Below are 24147 nucleotides of genomic sequence, written 5' to 3' on the forward strand. Positions count from 1 at the left end.
GCACGTTTCAGAGCGGTGGGGATGTCCCGACGTGCGATCCGACAGGGGTTCGCAGGGTCCGCAAAAAACATAGTGAACGCCAGAAAGCCGAATGGGAGTACAAGGCGATGCCGGTGACCGACCGTTCAGTGCCCTCTTTGCTGCAAGAGAGGGCCGACCAGCAGCCTGACAGCACTGCATATACGTACATCGACTACGGATCCGACCCCAAGGGATTTGCTGACAGCTTGACTTGGTCGCAGGTCTACAGTCGTGCATGCATCATTGCTGAAGAACTCAAGTTATGCGGGTTACCCGGAGATCGAGTGGCGGTTTTAGCGCCACAAGGACTGGAATATGTCCTTGCATTCCTGGGCGCACTTCAGGCTGGATTTATCGCGGTTCCGCTGTCAACTCCACAGTATGGCATTCACGATGACCGCGTTTCTGCGGTGTTGCAGGATTCCAAGCCGGTAGCCATTCTCACGACTTCGTCCGTGGTAGGCGATGTAACGAAATACGCAGCCAGCCACGACGGGCAGCCTGCCCCGGTCGTAATTGAGGTTGATCTGCTTGATTTGGACTCGCCGCGACAGATGCCGGCTTTCTCTCATCAGCACACCGGGGCGGCTTATCTCCAATACACGTCCGGATCGACGCGTACGCCGGCCGGAGTCATTGTGTCGCACACGAATGTCATTGCCAATGTGACACAAAGTATGTACGGCTATTTCGGCGATCCCGCAAAGATTCCGACCGGGACTGTGGTGTCGTGGCTGCCTTTGTATCACGATATGGGCCTGATTCTCGGAATTTGCGCACCGCTGGTGGCCCGACGCCGCGCGGTGTTGATGAGCCCAATGTCATTTTTGCGCCGTCCGGCCCGCTGGATGCAACTGCTTGCCACCAGCGGCCGGTGCTTTTCTGCGGCACCGAATTTCGCCTTCGAGCTGGCCGTGCGCAGAACATCTGACCAGGACATGGCGGGGCTCGACCTGCGCGACGTGGTCGGCATCGTCAGTGGCAGTGAGCGAATCCATGTGGCAACCGTGCGGCGGTTCACCGAGCGGTTCGCGCCGTACAATCTCAGCCCCACCGCGATACGGCCGTCGTACGGGCTCGCGGAAGCGACCTTATATGTGGCAGCTCCCGAAGCCGGCGCCGCGCCCAAGACGGTCCGTTTTGACTACGAGCAGCTGACCGCCGGGCAGGCTCGGCCCTGCGGAACCGATGGGTCGGTCGGCACCGAACTGATCAGCTACGGCTCCCCCGACCCATCGTCTGTGCGAATCGTCAACCCGGAGACCATGGTTGAGAATCCGCCTGGAGTGGTCGGTGAGATCTGGGTGCATGGCGACCACGTGACTATGGGGTATTGGCAGAAGCCGAAGCAGACCGCGCAGGTCTTCGACGCCAAGCTGGTCGATCCCGCGCCGGCAGCCCCGGAGGGGCCGTGGCTGCGCACCGGCGACCTGGGCGTCATTTCCGATGGTGAGCTGTTCATCATGGGCCGCATCAAAGACCTGCTCATCGTGGACGGGCGCAACCACTACCCCGACGACATCGAGGCAACGATCCAGGAGATCACCGGTGGACGGGCCGCGGCGATCGCAGTGCCCGACGACATCACCGAACAACTGGTGGCGATCATCGAATTCAAGCGACGCGGTAGTACCGCCGAAGAGGTCATGCTCAAGCTCCGCTCGGTGAAGCGTGAGGTCACCTCCGCGATATCGAAGTCACACAGCCTGCGGGTGGCCGATCTCGTTCTGGTGTCACCTGGTTCGATTCCCATCACCACCAGCGGCAAGATCCGGCGGTCAGCCTGCGTCGAACGCTATCGCAGCGACGGCTTCAAGCGGCTGGACGTAGCCGTATGACGGGAAGCATCAGTGGTGAAGCCGACCTTCGCCACTGGCTAATCGACTACCTAGTAACCAATATCGGCTGCACACCTGACGAGGTGGACCCCGATCTGTCGCTTGCCGACCTCGGCGTCAGCTCCCGCGACGCTGTCGTACTGTCCGGCGAACTGTCAGAGCTGCTGGGCAGGACCGTATCGCCGATTGACTTCTGGGAGCACCCGACGATCAACGCGCTGGCCGCGTATCTGGCCGCACCCGAGCCGAGCCCCGACTCCGACGCCGCAGTCAAGCGTGGTGCCCGGAACTCACTCGACGAGCCAATCGCCGTCGTCGGCATGGGATGTCGTTTCCCTGGCGGGATTTCGTGCCCAGAAGCATTGTGGGACTTTCTCTGTGAACGCCGTTCCTCGATCAGCCAGGTGCCGCCGCAACGATGGCAGCCATTCGAAGGCGGGCCACCCGAGGTAGCCGCGGCGCTAGCGCGCACTACACGGTGGGGCTCATTTTTGCCCGACATCGACGCCTTCGACGCGGAATTCTTCGAGATCTCCCCCAGCGAAGCCGACAAGATGGACCCCCAGCAACGCCTGCTGCTGGAAGTGGCCTGGGAAGCGTTGGAGCACGCGGGAATCCCGCCCGGCACGCTGCGCCGCTCGGCGACAGGAGTGTTTGCCGGGGCATGCCTGAGCGAATACGGTGCGATGGCTTCCGCCGATCTGTCGCAGGTCGATGGTTGGAGCAATAGCGGTGGCGCGATGAGCATCATCGCCAACCGCCTCTCGTATTTCCTTGACCTGCGCGGCCCGTCGGTGGCGGTAGACACCGCATGCTCGTCGTCGTTGGTAGCGATCCACCTGGCCTGCCAGAGCCTTCGGACCCAGGACTGTCACCTGGCAATCGCAGCCGGCGTGAATTCGTTGTTGTCCCCGGCGGTATTTCGCGGTTTCGACCAAGTCGGCGCCTTGTCCCCGACAGGTCAGTGCCGTGCGTTCGATGCGACCGCCGACGGGTTTGTCCGCGGCGAGGGTGCCGGGGTAGTGGTGCTCAAGCGGTTGACCGATGCACAGCGCGACGGGGATCGGGTGCTTGCGGTCATCTGCGGTTCTGCGGTCAACCAGGACGGCCGATCCAACGGGCTGATGGCCCCCAACCCAGCGGCCCAGATGGCGGTGCTGCGTGCCGCCTACACCAACGCGGGGATGCAGCCCAGCGAGGTCGACTACGTCGAAGCGCACGGAACAGGGACGCTGTTGGGCGACCCGATCGAAGCCCGCGCTCTCGGAACGGTGCTGGGTCGCGGCCGGCCCGAGGATTCTCCGTTGCTCATCGGCTCTGTCAAGACCAACCTCGGTCACACCGAGGCTGCGGCTGGAATCGCGGGCTTCATCAAGACGGTGCTGGCTGTGCAGCATGGCCAGATTCCGCCAAATCAGCACTTCGAAACCGCGAACCCGCACATTCCCTTTACCGACTTGCGGATGAAAGTCGTTGACACACAAACTGAATGGCCGGCAACGGGCCATCCCCGCCGTGCCGGTGTGTCGTCGTTCGGCTTCGGTGGCACAAACGCGCACGTGGTGATCGAGCAGGGCCAGGAGGTGCGCCCCGCGCCTGGACAAGGCTTAAGTCCGGCGGTGTCGACCCTGGTAGTGGCCGGCAAGACTGTGCAGCGGGTGTCCGCGACCGCGGGGATGCTAGCCGATTGGATGGAAGGGCCCGGCGCTGACGTGGCCTTGGCCGACGTGGCCCACACCCTCAATCACCACCGATCGCGGCAACCCAAGTTCGGCACGGTGGTGGCCCGTGACCGTACCCAGGCGATAGCCGGATTGCGTGCGCTGGCCGCCGGCCAACACGCCCCCGGCGTGGTCAACCCTGCCGAGGGCTCGCCGGGGCCGGGCACCGTGTTCGTCTACTCCGGCCGCGGTTCACAGTGGGCTGGCATGGGCCGTCAATTGTTGGCCGACGAGCCGGCTTTCGCGGCCGCGGTCGCCGAATTGGAACCGGTGTTTGTCGAGCAAGCCGGCTTTTCGTTGCACGACGTGCTGGCTAACGGCGAGGAACTGGTCGGTATCGAGCAGATTCAGCTCGGGTTGATCGGGATGCAGCTGGCCCTGACCGAATTATGGTGTTCCTACGGGGTGCGGCCCGACCTGGTGATCGGCCACTCCATGGGCGAGGTGGCCGCCGCCGTGGTCGCCGGGGCACTGACCCCGGCCGAGGGTCTGCGGGTGACCGCCACCCGGTCACGGCTGATGGCACCGTTGTCCGGCCAGGGCGGCATGGCACTGCTGGAACTCGACGCGCCCACTACCGAGGCGTTGATTGCCGACTTCCCACAGGTGACGCTCGGTATTTACAACTCACCACGGCAAACGGTGATCGCCGGGCCCACCGAGCAGATCGATGAGTTGATCACTCGCGTGCGCGCTAGGGACCGATTCGCCAGCCGGGTCAATATCGAAGTGGCCCCGCACAATCCGGCCATGGATGCTTTGCAGCCGGCGATGCGTTCGGAGCTGGCCGATCTGACCCCACGGACCCCCACCATCGGAATCATCTCCACCACCTACGCAGACTTGCACACCCAACCGGTCTTCGACGCCGAACACTGGGCCACCAACATGCGCAACCCCGTGCATTTCCAGCAGGCCATCGCTTCGGCCGGTAGCGGCGCCGACGGCGCCTACCACACCTTCATCGAAATCAGCGCACACCCGCTGCTGACCCAGGCCATCATCGACACTCTGCACAGCGCTCAACCCGGAGCCAGATACACCAGCCTCGGGACCCTGCAACGCGACACCGACGACGTCGTGACCTTCCGGACCAACCTCAACAAGGCCCACACCATCCACCCACCGCACACCCCCCACCCCCCCGAGCCACATCCGCCCATCCCCACCACCCCGTGGCAACACACCCGTCACTGGATCACCACCAAATATCCGGCCGGCTCTGTTGGATCGGCCCCCCGAGCGGGCACACTGCTCGGCCAACACACCACCGTCGCCACGGTCTCAGCGAGTCCGCCCTCCCACCTCTGGCAAGCAAGGCTGGCTCCGGACGCCAAGCCGTACCAGGGCGGTCATCGATTCCACCAAGTCGAGGTGGTCCCAGCTTCTGTTGTGCTGCACACAATCCTTTCCGCTGCAACAGAATTGGGCTACTCCGCGTTGTCCGAGGTCCGATTCGAGCAACCCATTTTCGCCGACCGGCCACGTCTAATCCAGGTCGTCGCCGACAACCGGGCGATCAGCCTGGCCTCGAGTCCGGCTGCCGGAACACCCTCAGACCGGTGGACGCGGCATGTTACCGCACAACTTTCCTCGTCACCGTCGGATTCGGCCAGCAGCTTGAACGAGCACCATCGCGCCAACGGGCAGCCGCCCGAACGTGCTCACCGCGACCTGATTCCCGACCTGGCCGAGCTGCTCGCAATGCGCGGCATCGATGGCCTGCCTTTCTCATGGACCGTCGCGTCGTGGACACAGCAGTCGAGCAACCTCACGGTTGCGATCGATCTCCCCGAAGCTCTGCCCGAAGGGTCGACTGGGCCGCTCCTTGACGCCGCGGTGCACCTCGCCGCGCTATCGGACGTCGCTGATTCGCGGCTCTACGTGCCGGCAAGCATCGAGCAGATATCGCTCGGCGATGTCGTCACCGGGCCGCGTAGCTCGGTGACGCTGAACCGCACCGCTCACGACGACGACGGGATCACCGTCGATGTCACCGTTGCAGCCCACGGCGAAGTGCCGTCCCTGTCGATGAGGTCGCTTCGATACCGGGCTCTGGACTTTGGCCTAGACGTTGGTAGGGCGCAACCGCCCGCGTCGACCGGTCCGGTCGAGGCCTACTGTGATGCCACCAATTTCGTACACACGATCGACTGGCAACCGCAGACCGTTCCGGACGCGACGCACCCAGGGGCCGAACAGGTAACCCATCCAGGACCCGTCGCGATAATCGGCGATGACGGCGCAGCGCTGTGTGAGACCCTCGAAGGGGCGGGCTACCAGCCGGCCGTGATGTCCGATGGGGTGTCGCAGGCCCGCTACGTCGTTTACGTCGCGGATTCTGATCCGGCTGGCGCCGACGAGACCGACGTCGACTTCGCCGTCCGGATCTGTACCGAAATCACCGGTCTGGTGCGGACTCTCGCGGAACGCGATGCGGATAAGCCCGCGGCGCTATGGATCCTCACCCGCGGAGTTCACGAATCGGTCGCCCCGTCCGCGCTGCGCCAGAGTTTCCTGTGGGGCCTTGCCGGTGTCATCGCCGCCGAACATCCCGAGCTGTGGGGCGGACTGGTCGATCTCGCGATCAACGACGACTTAGGCGAATTCGGGCCGGCACTTGCCGAACTGCTTGCCAAACCAAGCAAGTCGATCTTGGTGCGTCGTGACGGCGTGGTGCTCGCCCCGGCCTTGGCTCCCGTCCGTGGCGAGCCGGCGCGCAAGTCCTTGCAGTGCAGGCCCGACGCGGCCTACCTCATCACCGGCGGCCTGGGCGCCCTTGGCCTGCTGATGGCCGATTGGCTCGCCGACCGCGGCGCTCATCGATTGGTGTTGACCGGCCGCACGCCATTGCCGCCACGGCGGGACTGGCAACTCGACACCCTCGACACCGAGCTGCGCCGGAGGATCGACGCGATCCGCGCCCTGGAAATGCGCGGGGTGACTGTCGAAGCCGTCGCCGCCGACGTCGGCTGCCGCGAAGACGTGCAGGCCCTGTTGGCCGCGCGCGACCGTGACGGAGCGGCACCGATCCGCGGGATCATCCACGCCGCGGGCATTACCAACGATCAATTGGTGACGAGCATGACCGGCGATGCGGTGCGACAGGTTATGTGGCCGAAGATCGGCGGCAGCCAGGTCCTACACGACGCATTTCCGCCCGGCAGCGTGGACTTCTTCTACTTGACCGCCTCGGCTGCCGGGATATTCGGCATTCCAGGGCAGGGTTCCTACGCCGCCGCCAATTCCTACTTGGACGCGCTGGCGCGGGCGCGCCGGCAACAGGGCTGCCACACCATGAGCCTCGACTGGGTAGCCTGGCGGGGGCTCGGATTGGCCGCGGACGCCCAGCTCGTCAGCGAAGAGCTAGCGCGAATGGGTTCGCGTGACATCACGCCGTCGGAGGCATTCACCGCTTGGGAATTCGTCGATGGCTACGACGTCGCGCAAGCGGTCGTGGTGCCCATGCCCGCTCCGGCGGGCGCCGATGGATCCGGTGCGAACGCTTACCTATTGCCGGCGCGGAACTGGTCGGTGATGGCAGCGACCGAGGTGCGATCCGAGCTCGAACAGGGGTTACGCCGCATCATTGCAGCCGAGCTGCGAGTGCCTGAGAAAGAGCTGGACACCGACCGCCCGTTCGCCGAGTTGGGTCTCAATTCCCTTATGGCAATGGCGATTCGGCGCGAGGCCGAGCAGTTTGTCGGCATCGAGTTGTCTGCCACCATGTTGTTCAACCACCCAACGGTCAAATCACTCGCCAGCTACCTTGCCAAACGTGTGGCACCGCACGATGTGTCGCAAGACAACCAGATTTCCGCGCTATCCTCGTCGGCCGGAAGTGTGTTGGACAGTCTATTCGATCGCATCGAATCGGCGCCGCCTGAGGCCGAGAGGTCGGTGTGATGCGAACGGCTTTCAGCCGGATTTCCGGTATGACCGCGCAACAGCGCACCTCCCTAGCCGACGAGTTCGACAGGGTCTCTCGCATCGCCGTGGCCGAGCCGGTTGCGGTGGTTGGCATCGGCTGCCGCTTTCCGGGAGATGTGGATGGACCAGAGAGTTTCTGGGACTTTCTGGTCGCGGGCAGGAATGCGATCTCGACGGTGCCGGCAGATCGATGGGACGCAGAAGCGTTTTACCACCCCGACCCGCTAACACCGGGGCGGATGACGACGAAGTGGGGCGGCTTCGTCCCTGACGTCGCGGGCTTCGACGCCGAATTCTTCGGTATCACACCGCGGGAAGCCGCGGCGATGGACCCGCAGCAGCGAATGCTGCTGGAGGTTGCCTGGGAAGCACTCGAACATGCCGGCATACCACCGGATTCCCTCGGCGGCACCCGAACCGCCGTCATGATGGGGGTCTATTTCAACGAGTATCAGTCCATGTTGGCCGCCAGTCCGCAGAACGTAGACGCCTACAGCGGGACCGGAAATGCACACAGCATCACGGTGGGTCGCATCTCCTACCTGTTGGGATTACGGGGTCCGGCGGTCGCGGTGGACACCGCCTGCTCGTCGTCGTTGGTGGCTGTGCACCTGGCGTGTCAGAGTCTGAGGCTGCGCGAGACCGATCTGGCTCTCGCCGGTGGAGTGAGTATCACCCTTCGCCCAGAGACCCAAATCGCTATCTCTGCCTGGGGATTGCTGTCCCCGCAGGGCCGGTGCGCCGCATTCGATGCGGCGGCAGACGGATTTGTGCGCGGTGAGGGCGCCGGAGTGGTAGTGCTCAAGCGGTTGACGGACGCGGTGCGCGACGGCGACCAGGTGCTGGCGGTGGTGCGCGGTTCGGCAGTCAACCAGGACGGCAGGTCCAATGGCGTAACGGCGCCGAATACGGCAGCCCAGTGCGATGTGATCGCCGATGCCTTGCGATCCGGCGATGTGGCGCCTGACAGCGTGAATTACGTAGAGGCCCATGGAACCGGCACGGTGCTGGGCGACCCGATCGAATTCGAGGCCCTGGCCGCCACGTATGGCCACGGCGGGGACGCATGCGCGTTGGGTGCGGTGAAAACCAACATCGGTCATCTGGAGGCGGCCGCCGGGATCGCGGGGTTCATCAAGGCGACGCTGGCGGTACAACGCGCGACGATCCCGCCGAATCTGCATTTCTCGCAATGGAATCCAGCTATCGATGCCGCGTCGACCAGGTTTTTCGTTCCCACGCAGAACTCCCCGTGGCCAACCGCGGAGGGGCCGCGCCGGGCGGCGGTGTCGTCGTTCGGATTGGGCGGGACGAACGCACACGTGATCATCGAGCAAGGTAGCGAGCTGGCTCCGGTATCCGAAGGCGGCGAGGACACCGGGGTGTCGACGTTGGTGGTGACGGGTAAGACGGCCCAGCGGATGGCCGCGACGGCGCAGGTGCTGGCCGACTGGATGGAAGGTCCGGGCGCCGAGGTGGCCGTAGCTGATGTCGCCCACACGGTCAACCATCACCGGGCCCGCCAAGCCACGTTCGGCACCGTCGTAGCCCGTGACCGCGCCCAGGCGATAGCCGGACTGCGCGCGCTGGCCGCCGGCCAACACGCTCCCGGAGTGGTGAGCCACCAGGACGGTTCGCCGGGGCCGGGCACCGTATTCGTCTACTCCGGCCGCGGCTCGCAGTGGGCCGGGATGGGTCGCCAATTGTTGGCCGACGAGCCGGCTTTCGCCGCCGCGGTCGCCGAGCTGGAACCGGTGTTTATCGAGCAAGCCGGCTTCTCGCTGCGCGACGTGATCGCCACCGGCAAGGAGCTAGTCGGTATCGAGCAGATCCAGCTTGGCCTGATCGGCATGCAACTGACATTGACTGAGTTATGGCGCTCCTACGGGGTGCAGCCCGACCTGGTGATCGGCCACTCCATGGGCGAGGTGGCCGCCGCCGTGGTCGCCGGAGCGCTGACTCCGGCCGAGGGTCTGCGGGTGACCGCCACCCGCGCACGGTTGATGGCGCCATTGTCCGGCCAGGGCGGCATGGCACTGCTGGGACTCGATGCTGCGGCCACCGAAGCGTTAATCGCGGACTACCCGCAGGTGACAGTGGGGATCTACAACTCGCCGCGGCAGACCGTGATCGCCGGGCCGACCGAACAAATCGATGAGTTGATCGCCCGGGTGCGCGCGCAAAACCGGTTTGCCAGTCGGGTCAATATCGAAGTCGCCCCGCACAATCCGGCCATGGATGCTTTGCAGCCGGCGATGCGTTCGGAGCTGGCCGATCTGACCCCACGGACCCCCACCATCGGAATCATCTCCACCACCTACGCAGACTTGCACACCCAACCGATCTTCGACGCCGAACACTGGGCCACCAACATGCGCAACCCCGTGCGCTTCCAGCAGGCCATCGCTTCCGCCGGTAGCGGCGCCGACGGCGCCTACCACACCTTCATCGAGATCAGCGCACACCCGCTGCTGACCCAGGCGATTGCCGACACCTTGGAAGACGCGCACCGCCCAACCAAGTCCGCAGCGAAATACTTGAGCATTGGCACCTTGCAGCGTGATGCCGATGACACGGTCACCTTCCGCACCAACCTCTACACCGCCGACATCGCCCACCCACCGCATACCTGTCACCCGCCCGAGCCGCACCCCACCATCCCAACCACACCCTGGCAACACACCCACCACTGGATCGCCACCACGCACCCGAGCACGGCAGCGCCAGAAGATCCGGGCAGCAATAAGGTTGTGGCGAACGGACAATCGACATCCGAGAGCCGTGCGCTCGAAGACTGGTGCCACCAGCTGGCCTGGCCGATCCGCCCGGCAGTCAGCGCCGACCCGCCCAGCACCGCCGCCTGGCTCGTGGTGGCAGACAACGAACTCTGCCACGAGCTGGCCCGTGCGGCCGATTCTCGGGTAGACAGCCTCTCGCCGCCGGCGCTCGCAGCAGGCAGCGATCCGGCCGCACTGCTCGACGCGCTGCGCGGTGTGGACAACGTGCTCTACGCTCCACCCGTCCCCGGTGAACTCCTCGATATTGAATCGGCCTACCAGGTTTTCCACGCAACGCGACGGCTAGCCGCCGCGATGGTCGCCAGCAGCGCCACGGCTATTTCCCCGCCGAAGTTGTTCATCATGACCCGCAACGCCCAGCCCATCTCGGAAGGCGACCGAGCCAACCCTGGCCACGCTGTGCTGTGGGGTCTCGGCCGGTCGCTGGCACTAGAGCATCCTGAAATCTGGGGCGGCATAATCGATCTCGACGATTCGATGCCCGCAGAGCTGGCCGTGCGGCATGTGCTGACTGCAGCCCACGGTACCGACGGGGAGGATCAGGTCGTATACCGGTCGGGCGCACGCCATGTACCCCGGCTGCAGAGGCGAACTCTTCCGGGGAAACCGGTCACGTTGAATGCCGACGCCAGCCAGCTCGTCATCGGTGCGACCGGCAACATCGGACCGCATCTCATCCGACAGCTCGCGCGGATGGGGGCTAAGACAATCGTCGCGATGGCTCGCAAGCCCGGCGCGCTCGACGAGTTGACCCAATGTCTCGCTGCGACCGGAACAGATCTCATCGCGGTGGCCGCCGATGCGACCGATCCCGCCGCCATGCAAACCCTGTTCGACCGATTCGGCACGGAGCTACCGCCACTGGAGGGAATCTATCTGGCGGCCTTTGCGGGCCGCCCAGCGCTGCTGAGCGAGATGACCGACGACGACGTGACCACCATGTTTCGTCCCAAGTTGGACGCCTTGGCGTTGTTGCACCGACTGTCACTGAAGAGCCCAGTGCGCCACTTCGTTTTGTTCTCTTCGGTGTCAGGTCTGCTGGGTTCTCGATGGCTCGCCCATTACACCGCGACCAGCGCCTTCCTGGACAGCTTCGCCGGCGCGCGTCGCACCATGGGCCTGCCGGCCACCGTCGTCGACTGGGGACTGTGGAAGTCGCTGGCCGATGTGCAAAAAGACGCGACTCAAATCAGCGCGGAATCCGGGCTGCAACCCATGGCTGACGAGGTGGCCATCGGCGCGCTACCGCTGGTGATGAACCCCGATGCGGCAGTCGCGACCGTGGTGGTTGCCGCGGACTGGCCCTTGTTGGCCGCGGCATATCGAACGCGGGGAGCCCTTCGCATAGTCGACGACCTGTTGCCGGCACCGGAAGACGTCGGGAAGGGCGAAAGCGAATTCCGCACATCGTTGCGTAGCTGCCCGGCGGAGAAACGACGGGACATGTTGTTCGACCATGTGGGCGCCTTGGCCGCCACGGTGATGGGAATGCCGCCCACGGAGCCGCTCGATCCGTCGGCCGGCTTCTTCCAACTCGGCATGGACTCGCTAATGAGCGTGACACTTCAGCGGGCGTTGTCGGAAAGCCTGGGCGAGTTCTTGCCGGCGTCCGTGGTTTTCGACTATCCGACCGTTTACAGCCTCACCGACTACCTGGCCACCGTCCTGCCTGAGCTCCTCGAAATTGGGGCAACCGCAGTCGCAACCCAGCAAGCCACCGACTGCTACCACGAACTGACCGAAGCCGAGTTGTTGGAACAACTTTCGGAACGACTAAGAGGAACACAATGACCGCAGCGACACCAGATCGCCGAGCGATCATCACCGAGGCGCTGCACAAGATCGATGATCTCACGGCGCGCCTGGAAATCGCCGAAAAATCCAGCAGCGAACCGATCGCGGTGATCGGCATGGGTTGCCGGTTCCCGGGCGGGGTCAACAACCCCGAACAGTTCTGGGATTTGTTGTGCGCCGGCCGAAGCGGCATCGTCCGGGTTCCCGCGCAGCGGTGGGACGCCGACGCCTACTACTGTGATGATCACACCGTGCCGGGGACCATCTGCAGCACCGAAGGCGGTTTTCTCACCAGCTGGCAGCCAGATGAGTTCGATGCGGAGTTCTTCTCAATCTCCCCGCGCGAAGCGGCGGCGATGGACCCGCAGCAGCGATTGTTGATTGAAGTTGCGTGGGAAGCGCTAGAAGACGCGGGCGTCCCGCAACACACCATTCGCGGTACGCAAACCTCGGTATTCGTCGGTGTCACCGCCTACGACTACATGCTCACGCTGGCGGGCCGGCTACGACCTGTTGACCTCGACGCGTACATCCCAACCGGGAACTCGGCGAACTTCGCCGCCGGACGGCTGGCCTACATCCTCGGGGCACGCGGACCCGCGGTGGTCATCGACACGGCCTGCTCATCGTCGTTGGTGGCGGTGCACCTGGCATGCCAGAGCCTGCGCGGGCGGGAAAGCGATATGGCGTTGGTGGGTGGAACCAACCTTTTGCTGAGCCCGGGACCCAGCATCGCTTGCTCGCGATGGGGGATGCTGTCACCGGAGGGGCGGTGCAAGACCTTCGATGCGTCCGCCGATGGGTACGTGCGCGGCGAGGGTGCCGCGGTGGTGGTGCTCAAGCGGCTGGATGACGCGGTGCGCGACGGCAACCGCATTCTTGCGGTGGTGCGCGGTTCGGCGGTCAACCAGGACGGTGCCAGCAGCGGAGTGACCGTTCCCAACGGGCCAGCGCAACAGGCGTTGCTCACCAAAGCATTGACGTCGTCGAAGTTGACAGCGGCCGATATCGACTACGTCGAGGCCCATGGAACTGGTACTCCGCTGGGCGACCCGATCGAACTCGATTCACTGAGTAAGGTTTTCAGCGATCGAGCGGGTTCGGATCAGTTGGTGATTGGATCGGTGAAGACCAATCTCGGTCACCTGGAAGCGGCGGCCGGTGTCGCCGGGCTGATGAAAGCCGTGCTCGCGGTACACAACGGCTACATTCCGCGGCATCTTAACTTCCACCAGCTGACACCACATGCAAGTGAGGCCGCATCTCGGCTGAGGATCGCCGCCGATGGTATTGACTGGCCAACCACCGGTCGACCTCGCCGGGCGGGGGTGTCGTCGTTCGGCGTCAGTGGGACGAATGCACACGTGGTGATCGAGCAGGCACCCGATCCGATGGCCGCTGCGGGAACGGAGCCGCAGCGCGGCCCCGTTCCCGCGGTGTCGACGCTGGTGGTGTTCGGCAAGACCGCACCGCGGGTGGCTGCGACGGCATCGGTGCTGGCAGATTGGCTGGACGGCCCCGGCGCGGCGGTGCCGCTGGCCGATGTCGCGCACACCCTCAACCATCACCGGGCCCGTCAGACCAGGTTCGGCACGGTAGCCGCTGTCGATCGGCGCCAAGCGGTGATCGGGTTACGCGCGCTGGCCGCGGGTCAATCCGCCCCCGGGGTGGTGGCACCCCGCGAAGGCTCCATCGGCGGCGGCACGGTGTTCGTCTACTCGGGACGAGGATCGCAGTGGGCCGGAATGGGGCGCCAACTGCTGGCCGACGAGCCGGCATTCGCCGCTGCCATCGCCGAACTGGAGCCGGAATTCGTTGCTCAAGGCGGGTTTTCGCTGCGCGACGTGATCGCCGGCGGAAAAGAGTTGGTTGGCATCGAACAGATCCAGCTGGGACTGATCGGGATGCAGCTGGCGCTGACCGCGTTGTGGCGCTCATACGGCGTGACACCCGATGCGGTGATAGGTCACTCGATGGGCGAAGTGGCCGCCGCGGTGGTGGCCGGGGCGCTGACCCCGGCCCAGGGATTACGGGTGACCGCGGTCCGGTCGAGGCTGATGGCGCCGCTGTCCGGGCAGGGCACGATGGCGTTGCTGGAACTCGACGCCGAAGCCACTGAGGCGCTGATTGCCGACTACCCCGAGGTGAGCCTGGGGATCTATGCCTCCCCACGCCAAACCGTGATTTCCGGGCCGCCGCTATTGATCGACGAGCTCATCGACAAGGTGCGCCAACAGAACGGCTTCGCTACCCGAGTCAACATCGAGGTGGCCCCCCACAACCCGGCCATGGATGCACTGCAACCGGCGATGCGTTCGGAATTGGCCGATCTCACCCCGCAACCGCCGACCATCCCGATCATCTCCACCACCTACGCCGACCTCGGCATTTCCCTGGGTTCCGGCCCCAGGTTCGACGCCGAGCACTGGGCAACCAACATGCGCAACCCGGTACGGTTCCACCAGGCCATCGCTCATGCCGGCGCCGATCACCACACCTTCATCGAGATCAGCGCCCACCCGCTGCTGACCCACTCGATCAGCGACACCCTGCGCGCCAGCTACGATGTCGACAACTATCTGAGCATCGGCACCTTGCAACGCGACGCTCACGACACCCTCGAGTTCCACACGAACCTCAACACGACCCACACCACCCATCCCCCCCAGACTCCCCACCCCCCCGAACCCCACCCCGTGCTGCCCACCACCCCATGGCAGCACACCCAGCACTGGATCACCGCCACGTCGGCCGCTTACCACAGGCCCGACACCCACCCGTTGCTTGGCGTCGGTGTCACCGACCCCACTAACGGCACCCGGGTTTGGGAAAGCGAGCTCGACCCTGATCTGCTGTGGCTCGCCGATCACGTCATCGACGATCTCGTTGTGCTGCCCGGGGCGGCCTACGCTGAGATCGCGCTGGCGGCCGCGACCGACACCTTCGCAGTCGAGCAAGATCAGCCCTGGATGATCAGCGAGCTCGACCTTCGGCAGATGCTGCATGTGACCCCAGGCACCGTGTTGGTCACCACGCTCACCGGCGACGAGCAGCGATGCCAGGTCGAAATACGCACCCGCAGCGGGTCTTCGGGATGGACCACCCACGCCACCGCCACCGTTGCCCGCGCCGAGCCGTTAGCACCGCTGGATCACGAAGGACAGCGGCGCGAGGTAACCACTGCCGACCTCGAGGACCAACTGGATCCCGACGACCTGTATCAGCGCCTGCGCGGCGCCGGCCAACAGCACGGACCCGCGTTTCAAGGCATCGTGGGGCTGGCCGTCACGCAAGCTGGCGTGGCCCGTGCGCAAGTACGGCTACCCGCATCGGCCAGAACGGGTTCCCGTGAGTTCATGCTGCACCCGGTGATGATGGATATCGCGTTGCAGACACTGGGAGCCACCCGGACGGCGACCGATCTGGCCGGCGGCCAGGACGCCCGGCAGGGCCCATCTTCCAACTCGGCCTTGGTGGTACCGGTGCGTTTCGCCGGTGTCCACGTGTACGGCGATATCACCCGCGGGGTTCGCGCGGTCGGCTCTCTGGCCGCAGCCGGTGACCGGCTGGTCGGCGAGGTAGTTCTGACCGACGCGGATGGCCAACCGCTGCTGGTCGTCGATGAAGTCGAGATGGCGGTGCTCGGATCCGGCAGTGGCGCAACGGAACTCACCAACCGCCTATTCATGTTGGAGTGGGAGCCCGCACCGCTGGAAAAGACCGCCGAGGCTACGGGTGCCCTGTTGCTGATCGGTGACCCCGCCGCGGGTGACCCGCTGCTGCCCGCGCTGCAGTCGTCGCTGCGCGACCGCATCACCGACCTCGAGCTGGCATCCGCGGCCGACGAAGCCACGCTGCGCGCGGCGATCAGCCGAACCTCCTGGGACGGGATCGTTGTGGTCTGTCCGCCCCGAGCGAACGACGAATCGATGCCGGACGAGGCTCAACTGGAGTTGGCACGCACACGCACGCTGCTGGTCGCCAGCGTGGTCGAGACCGTGACGCGAATGGGTGCCCGCAAGAGTCCCCGACTGTGGATCGTCACCCGTGGCGCTGCACAGTTCGACGCAGGCGAGTCGGTCACGTTGGCGCAGACCGGCCTACGTGGCATCGCACGGGTGCTGACATTTGAGCATTCGGAGTTGAATACCACCCTCGTAGATATCGAACCGGACGGCACCGGCTCGCTGGCCGCCCTGGCCGAGGAGTTGCTTGCCGGTTCCGAGGCCGACGAGGTCGCCTTGCGCGACGGTCAACGCTATGTCAACCGGCTGGTGCCCGCACCCACCACGACCAGTGGTGATCTCGCCGCCGAAGCTCGCCACCAGGTGGTGAACCTGGACAGCTCGGGCGCTTCCAGGGCAGCTGTCCGACTGCAGATCGATCAACCCGGACGGCTGGACGCACTAAACGTTCACGAGGTGAAACGGGGCAGACCGCAAGGCGATCAAGTCGAGGTTCGCGTCGTCGCCGCCGGACTCAACTTCAGCGACGTGCTCAAGGCGATGGGCGTGTATCCGGGACTCGACGGTGCCGCGCCGGTGATCGGCGGCGAATGTGTCGGCTACGTGACGGCCATCGGTGACGAGGTTGACGGCGTCGAGGTCGGACAGCGAGTTATCGCATTCGGCCCTGGCACATTCGGGACCCATCTGGGGACCATCGCCGATCTCGTCGTCCCAATTCCGGACACGCTAGCCGACAACGAGGCGGCCACGTTCGGCGTCGCCTATCTCACCGCCTGGCACTCGCTGTGCGAGGTCGGGCGCCTATCCCCCGGCGAACGCGTGCTCATCCATTCCGCCACCGGCGGTGTTGGAATGGCGGCGGTCTCGATCGCGAAGATGATCGGCGCCCGCATCTACACGACGGCCGGTTCGGACGCCAAACGGGAAATGCTTTCCAGGCTCGGTGTCGAGTACGTCGGCGACTCGCGAAGCGTGGATTTCGCTGACGAGATCCTCGAGCTGACAGACGGCTACGGTGTGGACGTCGTTCTCAATTCGCTGGCGGGCGAGGCGATTCAACGCGGCGTGCAGATCCTTGCGCCCGGTGGCCGGTTCATCGAACTGGGCAAGAAGGACGTCTACGCCGATGCCAGCTTGGGCTTGGCCGCGCTAGCCAAGAGCGCGTCCTTCTCCGTGGTCGACCTCGACCTGAATCTCAAGCTGCAGCCGGCGCGCTACCGCCAACTCCTGCAACACATCCTGCAGCACGTGGCGGATGGCAAACTCGAGGTACTTCCCGTCACCGCATTTAGCCTGCACGATGCGGCCGACGCATTCCGGCTTATGGCATCCGGTAAACACACCGGCAAGATCGTCATCTCGATACCCCAGCACGGCAGCATCGAGGCGATCGCTGCCCCGCCACCACTTCCTCTGGTCAGCCGCGACGGCGGCTACCTCATCGTCGGCGGTATGGGTGGTCTCGGATTCGTCGTCGCGCGCTGGCTGGCTGAGCAAGGTGCGGGACTGATTGTCCTCAACGGACGCTCGGCCCCCAGCGACGAGGTGGCAGCCGCTATCGCGGAGCTGAACGCCTCCGGTAGCCGGATCGAGGTGATCACCGGCGACATCACCGAGCCAGACACCGCCGAGCGGCTGGTGCGGGCGGTCGAAGACGCCGGGTTCCGGCTGGCCGGGGTGGTGCACAGCGCGATGGTTCTCGCCGACGAGATCGTGTTGAACATGACCGATTCCGCCGCTCGGCGAGTGTTCGCCCCGAAGGTCACCGGCAGCTGGCGGCTTCATGTGGCCACCGCCGCGCGCGACGTCGACTGGTGGCTGACCTTCTCCTCGGCCGCCGCGCTGCTGGGCACTCCCGGGCAGGGCGCGTACGCCGCCGCCAACTCGTGGGTCGACGGCCTGGTCGCGCATCGGCGCTCGGCCGGACTTCCCGCTGTCGGGATCAACTGGGGCCCGTGGGCCGACGTTGGACGCGCGCAGTTCTTCAAAGACCTCGGGGTGGAGATGATCAACGCCGAGCAGGGGCTTGCCGCCATGCAGGCGGTACTCACCGCCGATCGCGGGCGCACCGGTGTGTTCAGCCTCGACGCGCGGCAGTGGTTCCAATCGTTCCCCGCTGTGGCGGGGTCCTCGCTGTTCGCGAAGCTGCATGACTCGGCGGCCCGCAAAAGTGGGCAGCGGCGCGGCGGGGGCGCGATTCGCGCTCAGCTAGACGCCCTCGACGCGGCCGAACGCCCAGGCCACCTCGCGTCCGCGATCGCCGACGAGATCCGTGCGGTGCTGCGCTCAGGCGATCCCATCGATCACCACCGACCGCTGGAAACCCTGGGACTCGACTCGCTGATGGGCCTGGAATTGCGCAATCGGCTGGAAGCAAGTCTGGGCATCACGTTGCCGGTCGCGTTGGTGTGGGCATACCCGACGATCAGCGATCTCGCGACCGCCCTGTGCGAACGAATGGACTACGCGACACCCGCGGCTGCGCAGGAGATTTCCGATACAGAACCCGAACTGTCCGACGAGGAGATGGATTTGCTCGCCGATCTGGTTGACGCCAGCGAGCTGGAAGCTGCGACGCGAGGCGAGTCATGACAAGTCTGGCGGAGCGCGCGGCGCAACTGTCGCCGAACGCGCGAGCGGCCCTGGCGCGCGAGCTCGTCCGTGCGGGTACGACCTTCCCGACCGACATCTGCGAGCCGGTGGCGGTGGTGGGCATCGGCTGTCGCTTTCCGGGGAATGTGACTGGGCCAGAGAGCTTTTGGCAGCTACTGGCCGACGGTGTGGACACAATCGAGCAGGTGCCGCCTGATCGGTGGGATGCGGACGCGTTCTACGATCCCGATCCTTCGGCGTCGGGTCGGATGACGACGAAATGGGGTGGTTTCGTTTCCGATGTCGACGCATTCGACGCCGACTTTTTCGGAATCACTCCTCGGGAAGCCGTGGCGATGGACCCGCAGCATCGGATGCTGCTCGAGGTTGCCTGGGAAGCGTTGGAGCACGCGGGTATTCCGCCGGATTCCTTGAGCGGCACTCGAACCGGCGTGATGATGGGTCTGTCGTCGTGGGACTACACGATCGTCAATATTGAGCGCAGAGCCGACATCGACGCGTACCTGAGCACCGGAACCCCGCACTGTGCCGCGGTGGGGCGGATCGCGTATCTGTTGGGATTGCGTGGTCCGGCCGTCGCCGTAGATACCGCTTGTTCGTCGTCGCTGGTGGCAATTCACTTGGCGTGTCAGAGCCTTCGCCTGCGTGAAACCGACGTGGCATTGGCGGGCGGGGTGCAGCTCACCTTGTCACCGTTCACCGCCATCGCGCTGTCCAAGTGGTCGGCGCTGTCACCGACCGGCCGATGCAACAGCTTCGACGCCAACGCGGATGGATTCGTGCGCGGCGAGGGCTGCGGCGTGGTGGTGCTCAAGCGGTTGGCCGACGCGGTGCGCGACCAGGACCGGGTGCTTGCGGTGGTCCGCGGTTCGGCAACTAACTCCGATGGTCGGTCCAACGGCATGACCGCACCGAACGCGCTGGCGCAGCGTGACGTGATCACATCCGCCCTCAAGCTTGCGGATGTTACCCCTGACAGCGTGAACTATGTCGAAACACACGGCACCGGAACGGTGTTGGGGGATCCCATCGAGTTCGAGTCGCTGGCGGCCACTTATGGCCTGGGTAAAGGCCAGGGCGAGAGCCCGTGCGCATTGGGGTCGGTCAAGACCAACATCGGCCACCTGGAGGCGGCCGCCGGTGTGGCTGGATTCATCAAGGCGGTGCTGGCGGTGCAACGTGGGCACATTCCTCGCAACTTGCACTTCACCCGGTGGAACCCGGCCATCGACGCGTCGGCGACGCGGCTGTTCGTGCCGACCGAAAGCGCCCCGTGGCCGGCGGCTGCCGGTCCACGCAGGGCTGCGGTGTCATCGTTCGGCCTCAGCGGGACCAACGCGCACGTGGTGGTCGAGCAGGCACCCGACACCGCAGTAGCCGCAGCCGGCGGCATGCCGTATGTTTCGGCGCTGAACGTCTCCGGCAAGACGGCCGCGCGGGTGGCGTCGGCGGCGGCGGTGCTGGCCGACTGGATGTCGGGGCCGGGCGCGGCGGCACCACTGGCCGACGTGGCACACACGTTGAACCGGCACCGGGCCCGGCACGCCAAGTTCGCCACCGTCATCGCGCGTGACCGCGCCGAGGCGATCGCGGGGTTGCGAGCGCTGGCGGCCGGACAACCACGCGTTGGGGTGGTGGATTGCGACCAGCATGCCGGTGGGCCTGGCCGGGTTTTTGTGTATTCGGGTCAGGGCTCGCAGTGGGCGTCGATGGGCCAGCAGTTGCTGGCCGACGAACCGGCGTTCGCCAAGGCGGTAGCCGAGCTGGATCCGATATTCGTTGACCAGGTTGGCTTTTCGCTGCAGCAAACGCTTATCGACGGCGACCAGGTGGTGGGCATCGACCGCATCCAGCCGGTGCTGGTCGGGATGCAGTTGGCGCTGACCGAGTTATGGCGGTCCTATGGGGTGATTCCAGATGCCGTGATCGGGCACTCGATGGGTGAGGTGTCGGCGGCAGTGGTGGCCGGCGCGTTGACGCCCGAGCAGGGCTTGCGGGTCATCACCACCCGGTCGCGGTTGATGGCGCGGCTGTCGGGGCAGGGAGCGATGGCGCTGCTCGAGCTGGATGCCGACGCCGCCGAGGCGCTGATTGCCGGCTATCCGCAGGTGACGCTGGCGGTGCATGCGTCACCGCGCCAGACGGTGATCGCCGGGCCGCCCGAGCAGGTGGACGCGGTGATCGCGGCGGTAGCGACGCAAAACCGGTTGGCGCGCCGCGTCGAAGTCGACGTGGCCTCCCATCACCCGATCATCGATCCCATACTGCCCGAGTTGCGAAGCGCGTTAGCGGATTTGACTCCGCAGCCGCCGAGCATCCCGATCATTTCCACTACGTACGAAAGCGCGCAGCCGGTGGCGGATGCCGACTATTGGTCGGCCAACCTGCGCAACCCGGTGCGATTCCACCAGGCCGTCACCGCCGCCGGTGTCGACCACAACACCTTCATCGAAATCAGCCCTCACCCCGTGCTCACGCACGCACTCACCGACACCCTGGATCCGGACGGCAGCCATACAGTCATGTCGACGATGAACCGCGAACTGGACCAGACGCTGTATTTCCACGCCCAACTCGCCGCGGTCGGTGTGGCTGCGTCCGAGCACACCACCGGTCGCCTTGTCGACCTGCCCCCCACACCGTGGCACCATCAGCGATTCTGGGTCACGGATCGTTCGGCGATGTCCGAACTGGCCGCGACCCACCCGCTCCTGGGCGCGCACATCGAGATGCCGCGCAACGGAGACCATGTCTGGCAGACCGATGTCGGCACCGAGGTCTGTCCCTGGTTGGCAGACCACAAGGTGTTCGGTCAACCCATCATGCCGGCCGCGGGGTTCGCCGAGATCGCCTTGGCGGCGGCCAGCGAAGCCCTCGGCACAGCCGCCGACGCCGTCGCACCCAACATCGTGATCAACCAGTTCGAGGTGGAGCAGATGCTGCCCCTCGACGGCCACACGCCGCTAACGACGCAGTTAATTCGCGGCGGGGACAGCCAGATTCGGGTCGAGATCTATTCCCGCACGCGTGGCGGAGAGTTCTGCCGACACGCCACGGCCAAGGTTGAACAATCGCCGCGCGAATGTGCGCACGCGCACCCGGAAGCCCAAGGTCCCGCCACCGGGACAACAGTGTCGCCGGCCGATTTTTATGCCCTGCTCCGCCAAACCGGCCAACACCATGGTCCGGCGTTCGCGGCCTTAAGCCGGATCGTGCGCCTGGCCGATGGTTCCGCGGAAACCGAGATCAGCATTCCCGACGAGGCGCCGCGCCATCCCGGGTATCGGCTGCACCCCGTGGTATTGGATGCGGCATTGCAAAGCGTGGGTGCCGCGATACCCGACGGCGAGATCGCGGGGTCGGCGGAAGCCAGCTATCTGCCAGTGTCGTTCGAGACCATCCGGGTGTACCGCGACATCGGCCGGCACGTCAGGTGTCGTGCCCACCTGACAAACCTCGACGGCGGCACCGGAAAGATGGGCAGGATCGTCCTAATCAACGACGCCGGCCACATAGCGGCCGAAGTGGACGGCATCTATCTGCGTCGTGTCGAACGCCGTGCGGTACCCCTGCCACTAGAGCAGAAGATCTTCGATGCCGAATGGACCGAAAGCCCGATCGCAGCCGTGCCGGCTCCGGAGCCAGCTGCCGAGACGACGCGGGGAAGTTGGCTGGTACTCGCCGATGCAACGGTGGATGCGCCAGGCAAGGCCCAGGCCAAGTCGATGGCCGACGACTTCGTGCAGCAGTGGCGCTCGCCGATGCGGCGGGTGCACACCGCCGATATCCACGACGAATCGGCGGTGCTGGCCGCATTTGCAGAAACGGCAGGCGATCCCGAGCACCCGCCGGTTGGCGTGGTGGTGTTCGTCGGCGGTGCCTCGAGTCGACTGGACGACGAGCTGGCGGCGGCGCGCGACACGGTGTGGTCGATCACCACGGTGGTTCGTGCGGTCGTCGGCACGTGGCACGGCCGATCACCGCGGCTATGGCTGGTCACCGGGGGCGGACTTTCCGTTGCCGACGACGAGCCGGGAACACCCGCGGCGGCTTCCTTGAAAGGGCTGGTGCGGGTGCTCGCCTTCGAGCACCCGGACATGCGCACCACCCTGGTCGATCTGGACATCACACAAGACCCGCTGACCGCGCTGAGCGCGGAACTGCGGAATGCCGGGAGTGGGTCGCGCCATGATGACGTGATCGCGTGGCGCGGCGAGCGCAGGTTCGTCGAACGGCTGTCGCGCGCCACGATCGATGTATCCAAAGGGCATCCGGTGGTGCGCCAGGGAGCGTCGTACGTCGTCACCGGCGGCCTCGGCGGTCTCGGCCTGGTCGTCGCTCGTTGGCTGGTGGACCGCGGCGCCGGCCGGGTGGTGCTGGGTGGCCGCAGCGATCCCACTGACGAGCAGTGCAAGGTCCTGGCCGAACTGCAGACCCGCGCCGAGATCGTGGTTGTCCGCGGCGACGTGGCATCGCCGGGGGTGGCAGAAAAGCTGATTGAGACGGCCCGACAGTCTGGGGGCCAATTGCGCGGCGTCGTGCACGCCGCCGCGGTCATCGAAGACAGCCTGGTGTTCTCTATGAGCAGGGACAACCTAGAACGGGTGTGGGCACCCAAGGCCACCGGTGCGCTGCGCATGCACGAAGCCACCGCTGACTGCGAGCTCGACTGGTGGCTCGGATTCTCTTCCGCCGCTTCGCTATTGGGTTCTCCCGGGCAAGCGGCCTACGCGTGCGCCAGCGCGTGGCTGGACGCGCTGGTCGGATGGCGCAGGGCATCCGGCCTACCGGCCGCGGTGATCAACTGGGGTCCGTGGTCGGAGGTAGGCGTCGCCCAGGCCTTGGTGGGCAGTGTTCTCGACACGATCAGTGTCGCAGAAGGCATCGAGGCTCTCGACTCATTGCTTGCCGCCGACCGGATCCGCACTGGAGTGGCTCGGCTGCGTGCCGATCGGGCCCTGGTCGCATTCCCGGAGATCCGCAGCATCAGCTACTTCACCCAGGTGGTCGAGGAGCTGGACTCGGCGGGTGACCTCGGCGACTGGGGCGGGCCCGACGCGCTTGCCGACCTCGACCCGGGCGAGGCGCGGCGCGCGGTGACCGAGCGGATGTGTGCGCGCATCGCTGCGGTGATGGGCTACACTGACCAGTCGACTGTCGAACCCGCCGTGCCCTTGGACAAGCCCCTGACCGAGCTGGGGCTGGATTCTCTGATGGCGGTACGAATACGCAACGGCGCGCGGGCGGATTTCGGCGTGGAACCGCCGGTAGCGCTGATACTGCAAGGCGCGTCCTTGCATGACCTGACGGCGGACTTAATGCGCCAACTCGGGCTCAATGATCCCGATCCGGCGCTCAACAACGCTGACACTATTCGCGACCGGGCGCGCCAGCGCGCGGCAGCGCGACACGGAGCCGCGATGCGGCGCCGACCTAAACCTGAAGTACAGGGAGGATAAGACCT

5 protein-coding genes are annotated in these 24147 nt (G+C 65.6%); all 5 read left to right on the forward strand.

The annotated features are described in order from the left end of the window. Positions 1-107 precede the first annotated feature (107 nt). From fadD26 to ppsD, 5 genes are read left to right on the forward strand one after another with little or no spacing between them, the layout of a single operon-like run. Positions 108-1859: a long-chain-fatty-acid--AMP ligase FAAL26/FadD26 gene (gene fadD26, locus MCAN_RS15515; RefSeq protein ID WP_014001491.1), complete on the forward strand. Its 1752-nt coding sequence runs from the start codon at positions 108-110 to the stop codon at positions 1857-1859. Beyond that, entirely contained in the window at positions 1856-7486 is a 5631-nt protein-coding gene (gene ppsA / locus MCAN_RS15520) for a phthiocerol type I polyketide synthase PpsA (RefSeq protein WP_014001492.1), read from the forward strand. Before fadD26 ends, ppsA begins: the two co-directional genes overlap by 4 nt. Beyond that, a complete protein-coding gene (gene ppsB, locus MCAN_RS15525; RefSeq protein ID WP_014001493.1) occupies positions 7483-12099 on the forward strand; it encodes a phthiocerol type I polyketide synthase PpsB in 4617 nt (1538 codons plus the stop codon). The genes ppsA and ppsB overlap by 4 nt, the downstream gene beginning before the upstream one ends. After that, positions 12096-18662 (forward strand): phthiocerol type I polyketide synthase PpsC, encoded by a 6567-nt coding sequence (gene ppsC / locus MCAN_RS15530; RefSeq protein WP_014001494.1) that lies wholly within the window; start codon positions 12096-12098, stop codon positions 18660-18662. The genes ppsB and ppsC overlap by 4 nt, the downstream gene beginning before the upstream one ends. Beyond that, a complete protein-coding gene (gene ppsD / locus MCAN_RS15535) occupies positions 18659-24142 on the forward strand; it encodes a phthiocerol type I polyketide synthase PpsD (RefSeq protein WP_014001495.1) in 5484 nt (1827 codons plus the stop codon). The genes ppsC and ppsD overlap by 4 nt, the downstream gene beginning before the upstream one ends. Positions 24143-24147 lie beyond the last annotated feature (5 nt).

This window comes from Mycobacterium canetti CIPT 140010059 (assembly GCF_000253375.1).
Taxonomy (GTDB): Bacteria; Actinomycetota; Actinomycetes; order Mycobacteriales; family Mycobacteriaceae; genus Mycobacterium; species Mycobacterium tuberculosis.